The following is a 5,913-nucleotide window of genomic DNA, read 5'->3' as shown; positions in this document are numbered from 1 at the left end:
CTCAGGCGCCTGCCCAAGCTGCCGGCGGTGGTGTTTGTCACCGCCCATGCCGACCATGCGCTGCAGGCCTTCGAGCTGGACGCGGTGGACTACCTGACCAAGCCGGTGCGGCGCGAGCGACTGCAGGCGGCGCTGCAACGCGTGGCGCAGCGGCTGGGCCGATACCAGGCGGTGCCGGCCGAGGTGCCGGCGCTGGTGGTCACCGAGCGCGGCAAGGTGTGGCGGGTGCCCTTGGCCGAGGTCCTGTACCTCAAGGCCGAGCTGAAGTACGTGACGCTGCGCACCGCCGAGCGCAGCTATGTGCTGGATGAATCACTGACCGAGCTGGCGCCGCGGCTGGGCGAGCGCTTCTTGCGCATCCACCGCAATGCGCTGGTGGCGCGCGATGCCATCCGCGCGCTGGAGCGGCGCGGCGCGGCGCCGCCGGCTGCCGGCACCGAACCGGAGGACGGTGCCGAAGGCTGGGCCGCCCAGGTGGCGCCCACCGGCGAATGGCTGGCCGTCTCGCGCCGGCAGCTGGCTGCCGTGCGAGAGGCGATCGAGGCGGCGCGCTGGTGAAGCCAGGCGCGCCGCCCGGGCCTTACTTGCTGCCTTGGCGACGACGCGCGAAGAAGCCAACCGCCAGCAGACCGCCGGCCATCAGCGCGTAGGTGCCGGGCTCGGGCACCGGCGAGACGGCCAGACCGGCCAGCGGCGGCGCGATGGCGGTGTTGCCGCCGATGCCGAAGGCGCCCACCATCATCGTGGCGCCGGTGCTCAGGTCCACCGTGTACAGGCCGCTCTTGCCGGTGTCGGCATCGGTGAAGGCGGCGTAGGCCATGTTGCCCACCGTGATGTCGAAGCCCGAAACGCCGTTGACATCCATGCCCAGCGAACCCACGGTGGTGATGGTGGGGTTGTTGAAGCCGGTGGTGGCCACCTTCAGCGTATCGCTGGCGGTGTCGATGTAGTACAGCGAGGTGGCGGTGCCCGGATTGGTGTCGTTGTTGCTGTACGCCACCGACGACAGGCCGGCCGCGATCGGCGTGGCCACGGTGGTGGCGCCGGTGTTCACGTTGAAGGCGTAGTTCTGGCCGCTGCTGCTGATCACGCGCAGCGAGGCCGCGCCCGACAGGTCGGCTGCCGGGTTGAAGTCCAGGCCCACGGCCGAGCCCATCAGCGGGGCCGACAGCGTGCCCACGTAGCTGGCAGCGCCGCTCATCGACAGGCTGTACACGTTGGACGAGCTGCTGACGCCGTACAGCAGGCCGGTGGTCGGCCGGATGTCGATCGACAGGATGCGCTCGTTGGCCATCTGCAGGCCGGTGATGTTCATCAAGGCCGAGCCGGCGGTGGGCGTGGCGCTGTCGAAGGTGACCAGCGCATTGGTGGTCGTCAGGCCCACCACGGGCAGCGCCATCGCCGGGGCGGCGAAGGCGCCGGCAACCATGCAGGCGGCCGCGGCGACGCCGCGGACCGAGAACTTCTGGAACGTCGGGAACATGGACAAGCTCCTGGCAAGTGTGTTGTACGCGTCCTGCCGCGGAATGCGGCTGGCGCGCGAGCACCTACGCAGCAACCCCCTGTCCCGGATGCAGCCCGACCCCCTTGCCAGGGGTTTCGGCCGGCGGCGGGGAACTATTTCGACGGTGTTGCAACCATGGCCGCCAGCGCGTACTGCAGCGCCAGCGTGTAGCCCATCGTGCCCAGGCCGACGATGGTGCCCACCGCCACGTCCGACAGGTAGCTGTGGTGGCGAAAAGCCTCGCGCTTGTGCACGTTGCTGATGTGCACCTCGATGAACGGAATCGCCACGCCGGCCAGAGCATCGCGGATGGCCACGCTGGTGTGGGTGAAGGCGCCGGGGTTGATGACGATGTAACCCGTGCCGTCGGTACGGGCGGCATGGATGGCGTCGACGATGGCGCCTTCGTGGTTGCTCTGGAAGGCGGCCAGCTCGGCGCCTGCGGCCTGCGCCTGGGCACGGGCCGCCGCTTCCACGTCGGCCAGCGTGGTGGCGCCGTAGATCTGCGGCTCACGGGTGCCGAGCAGGTTGAGGTTGGGGCCGTTGATGAGCAGGATTTTCATGGTGCTTGGCAAGAATGGGCGCTGCAGTATGGCGGCGCGGCGTGTTGGCTTCAGGCGTCGGCCCGCTGCGCCAGCATCTGGCGGAAGTGCGCTTCCACCCGCTGCGCATCGGGCTGCAGACCGGTGAACAGGCGAAACGCCCCCAGTGCCTGGCCCACGGCCATGCCGCCGCCGTCCACGGTGGCGCAGCCGCGGGCGCGGGCGGCCTTCAGCAGCGCGGTGTCCAGCGGAAAGTACACCACGTCGGCCACCCACAGGCCCGGGTGCAGCAGGTCTTCGGGCAGCGGCAGGCCGGGCAGCTTGTCCATGCCGGTGGGCGTGGCGTGGATCAGGCCGGTCGCGCCCTGCAGCGCCAGCGCCACGTCGGCCTGGGCGCTGGCGCGGTCGGTGCCGTGGGCGGCCTGCAGCGCGGCGGCCAGCTCCTCGGCCTTGGCCGCGTCACGGTCGTTCACCACCAGGTGCCGCACGCCCATGCGCAGCGCGGCATGGGCGATGGCAGCGCCGGCCCCACCCGCGCCCAGCAGGGCCACGCGCGACAGGTCGGCGCCGGGCAGCCGGCGCTGGAAGGCTTCCACCCAGCCGGCGCCGTCGGTGTTGTGGCCGATCAGCCGGCCGTCGCGGCACACCACGGTGTTCACCGCGCCCATGGTGCGGGCTTCGTCCGACAGTTCGTCCAGCAGCGGAATCACCGCCTGCTTGCACGGGTAGGTGATGTTCAGGCCGTCGAAGCCCATCACACGCACCGCCTGCATCAGCGTGGGCAGCACTTCCGCGCCCACGCCGCTGCGGTCCAGGTCGATCAGCTGGTAGTGCAGCCGCAGGCCGTGCTGGGCCGCTTCCTGCTCATGCATGGCCGGCGTCAGCGAGCGCTGGATGCCGGCGCCGATCAGCCCGACCAGGGCCTTGCGGGGCGCGGCAGGCGTCACTTGCGCACCTTGGCAATCTCGGCGTACAGCGCCTTGACGGTGGCTTCGCCCACGTTGGCGGTCTGCTTGTCGATCACCGGCTTGATCTTGTCGCGGATGCGTTGCAGCTCGGCCGGGGCGAGGTCGTTGACCTGCATGCCAGCCTTCTTCAGATCGGCCAGCGCGGTGTCGGCGGCGGCGCGCGAGACCTGGCGCTGGTAGGCGGTGGCCTCGGCCGCGGCTTCGGTGAACAGCTTCTTCTCGTCGGCCGACAGGCTGTCCCACAGCTTCCTGCTGACGATCAGCGCCTGCGGGTTGTAGATGTGGTGGGTCAGGCTGAGGTACTTCTGCACCTCGTTGAACTTGCTCGACAGGATCACCGTGTTGGGGTTCTCCTGGCCGTCCACCGCCTTCTGCTCCAGCGCCGGGTACAGCTCGGGAAAGGGCATGGGCGTGGCATTGGCGCCCAGGGTGTTGAACAGGTCGATGTAGATCGGGCTCTGGATCACACGCAGCTTCAGGCCCGAGAAGTCTTCGAGCTTGGCGATCGGCCGCTTGCTGTTGGTGACGTTGCGAAAGCCCAGGTCCCAGTAGCCCAGGCCCACCAGGTTCTTCTCGGCCAGCTTGCCCAGCAGGCCCTTGCCGAACTCGCCGTCGGTCACGGCATCGGCCTCCTGTGCGTTGTTGAACAGGAAGGGGAAGTCGAAGACCGCGAACTCCTTGACCTGCGCGGTGAGGATGCCGGCGTTGAGCACCGTCATCTCCACCGTGCCGCCCTGCAGCGCCGACACCGTCTGCAGGTCGCCGCCCAGCGTGCCGCCCGGGAACAGCTTGACGCTGATCTTCTTGCCCGACCTGGCCGCCACCAGCTCGGCGAACTTGGCCGCGCCCTGGGCCTGCGGATGGCCGGTCTGGTTCTGGAACGCGAACTTGATGGTGCGTTCCTTGATGTCCTGCGCCAATGCGGCGCCCAGCGGCAGCAGCGTGGCCAGGCCGATGCACAGCGTACGGGTCAGCTTGTTCATGTCGTCGTTTCCTCAGTCGAATCAGCCGGCAAACCAGCGGGCCGGCACCGTCACCAGGCCGGGGATGAACACCAGCAGGAACATCACCGCGAACTGCGCCGCCATGAAGGGCAGCACCCCGCGGGTGACGTCGTCCATCTTCATGCGGCCCACCCCCGCCACCACGTTGAGCACGGTGCCCACCGGCGGGGTGATCAGGCCGATCGCGTTGTTCATGATGAACAGCACGCCGAAGTACACGGGGTCGATGCCGGCGGCCTTGATCACCGGCATCAGCACCGGCGTCATGATCAGGATGGTGGGCGTCATGTCCATCGCGGTGCCCACGGCCATCACCAGCAGCATGATGGCGATCAGCAGCAGCGTCTGGTTGCCCATGAAGGGTTCCAGCAGGCCGACCATCTTGCTGGGGATGTCGGCCACGGTCATCAGCCAGGCGCTGACCATGGCCGCCGCCACCAGGAACATGATGACCGCCGTGGTGCGCGCCGCGGTGACAAACACCTCGCAGGTCTGGCGCCAGCTCATCTCGCGGTACACCAGCGTGGCCACCAGCAGCGCATACACAGCGGCCACCACCGCCGCCTCGGTGGGCGTGAACACGCCCATCTTCAGGCCCACCAGCACGATGACCGGCAGGAACAGCGCCCAGCCCGATTCCTTCAGCGCCTGCAAGCGCTCGGCGCTGGTGGCCTTGGGCGGCGGCACCACGGCCTCGCGCTTGGCCACCCACCACCAGGTGCCGGCGATGGCCAGGCCCATCAGCAGCCCGGGCACGATGCCGGCCAGGAACAGCTTGCTGATGGACACGTTGGCCGCCACGCCGAAGATCACGAACCCGATCGACGGCGGAATGATGGGCGCGATGATGCCGGCCGAGGCGATGAGGCCGCCGGCACGCGCCTTGTCATGGCCGGCGCGCACCATCATCGGCAGCAGCAGCGCGGCCAGCGCGGCCGTGTCGGCCACCGCCGAGCCCGACAGCGCCGCCATCAGGCAGGCGGCCACGATGGCCACGAAGCCCAGGCCGCCGCGGCGGTGGCCCACCAGCGTGAGCGCCAGCGCCACGATGCGGCGCGACAGGCCGCCGACGTTCATGATCTCGCCGGCCAGCATGAAGAAGGGCACCGCCAGCAGCGGAAAGCTGTCGGCGCCGTTGATCACGTTCTGCGCCAGGATCTGCGCGTCGAACAGGTCGAGGTGCCACATCAGCGCCACGCCAGACAGCAGCAGCGAGTAGGCGATGGGAATGCCCACCCCCATGGCGGCCAGCAGCGAGCCCAGGAAGATGAACACGGTCATGGCGCGCTCCGGTTCAGGTCTTCGGACTCCTGCACCATCACCAGCTCGTCGTCGGTGATGCGACCGCTGAGCGCCCGCCCCAGCTCACGCAGCAGCAGTGCCGCGCTGAGCACCGCGAACACCACGCCCACGCTGTAGAAGATGCCCATGGACAGGCCGCTGGTGGGCGCGGTCACGTCGGCATTGATGCGGGCCTGCTGCAGGCTGCCCGAGAAGAGCAGCCAGGTGACCCACAGCATCAGCCCCTGCCCCAGCACCGCGCAGGCCCGCTTGCCGGCGCGCGGCAGCCGCGAGACCAGCATGTCGGTGCCCAGGTGGCCGCGGTCCTTCAGCGCCACCACCGCGCCCATGAAGGTGAGCCACACGAACAGCCAGCGCGACAGTTCCTCCGACACCGTGATGCCGGTGTTGAAGGCGTAGCGCAGCACCACGTTGCCGAACACGAGCACCACCATCACCGCCAGGGCGATGGCGATGAGGGCGTCCAGCAGCTTGCAGAACCGGTTGATCCAGTCGTCCATGTCGGCAGGTCTCCATCCGCTTGCGCCGATGCAGTGCCGACGCCTGCCGACAATGTACGAACTGGTTAGTTTTGGAACAGCGGGGATTACCCG

Annotated in this window: 7 protein-coding genes; 1 reads left to right on the top strand and 6 read right to left on the bottom strand. The window is 69.1% G+C overall.

The window, feature by feature from the left end; translation table 11 throughout:
• Positions 1-558 (top strand): LytTR family DNA-binding domain-containing protein (locus ABNT58_RS27550; protein WP_348756565.1); only part of this gene is annotated, 558 nt, incomplete at its 5' end.
• A gap of 22 nt (positions 559-580) precedes the next feature.
• On the opposite strand, the gene ABNT58_RS27545 is transcribed toward ABNT58_RS27550, so the two are convergent.
• The 6 genes from ABNT58_RS27545 to ABNT58_RS27520 all read right to left on the bottom strand — a co-directional run bounded on the left by ABNT58_RS27545 (position 581) and on the right by ABNT58_RS27520 (position 5,820).
• On the bottom strand, positions 581-1,483 hold the full coding sequence (locus ABNT58_RS27545) for a DUF4394 domain-containing protein (protein ID WP_348756564.1): 903 nt from the start codon (positions 1,481-1,483) through the stop codon (positions 581-583).
• 134 nt (positions 1,484-1,617) lie between these two features.
• Entirely contained in the window at positions 1,618-2,067 is a 450-nt protein-coding gene (gene aroQ / locus ABNT58_RS27540; protein WP_348756563.1) for a type II 3-dehydroquinate dehydratase, read from the bottom strand.
• Between the two features lie 50 nt (positions 2,068-2,117).
• On the bottom strand, positions 2,118-2,993 hold the full coding sequence (locus ABNT58_RS27535; RefSeq protein WP_348756562.1) for a shikimate dehydrogenase: 876 nt from the start codon (positions 2,991-2,993) through the stop codon (positions 2,118-2,120).
• Positions 2,990-3,997, bottom strand: coding sequence for a TRAP transporter substrate-binding protein (locus ABNT58_RS27530; protein WP_348756561.1), 1,008 nt, complete (start codon positions 3,995-3,997; stop codon positions 2,990-2,992). The genes ABNT58_RS27535 and ABNT58_RS27530 overlap by 4 nt, the downstream gene beginning before the upstream one ends.
• A 21-nt stretch (positions 3,998-4,018) precedes the next feature.
• Positions 4,019-5,299 (bottom strand): TRAP transporter large permease subunit, encoded by a 1,281-nt coding sequence (locus tag ABNT58_RS27525; protein WP_348756560.1) that lies wholly within the window; start codon positions 5,297-5,299, stop codon positions 4,019-4,021.
• Complete coding sequence (locus ABNT58_RS27520; RefSeq protein ID WP_348756559.1) at positions 5,296-5,820, bottom strand: TRAP transporter small permease; 525 nt, start codon at positions 5,818-5,820, stop codon at positions 5,296-5,298. Before ABNT58_RS27520 ends, ABNT58_RS27525 begins: the two co-directional genes overlap by 4 nt.
• Positions 5,821-5,913: the final 93 nt, after the last annotated feature.

This window comes from uncultured Aquincola sp. (genome assembly GCF_964001545.1).
Taxonomy (GTDB): Bacteria; Pseudomonadota; Gammaproteobacteria; order Burkholderiales; family Burkholderiaceae_C; genus Aquincola.
This window is presented reverse-complemented; position numbering and strand designations above follow the sequence as displayed.

Bases quoted from the DNA above. Each gene is read 5' to 3' on its own strand.
- ABNT58_RS27545 (WP_348756564.1), bottom strand. From the start codon at position 1,483: ATGTTCCCGACGTTCCAGAAGTTCTCGGTCCGCGGCGTCGCCGCGGCC.
- aroQ (WP_348756563.1), bottom strand. From the start codon at position 2,067: ATGAAAATCCTGCTCATCAACGGCCCCAACCTCAACCTGCTCGGCACC.
- ABNT58_RS27530 (WP_348756561.1), bottom strand. From the start codon at position 3,997: ATGAACAAGCTGACCCGTACGCTGTGCATCGGCCTGGCCACGCTGCTG.
- ABNT58_RS27525 (WP_348756560.1), bottom strand. From the start codon at position 5,299: ATGACCGTGTTCATCTTCCTGGGCTCGCTGCTGGCCGCCATGGGGGTG.
- ABNT58_RS27520 (WP_348756559.1), bottom strand. From the start codon at position 5,820: ATGGACGACTGGATCAACCGGTTCTGCAAGCTGCTGGACGCCCTCATC.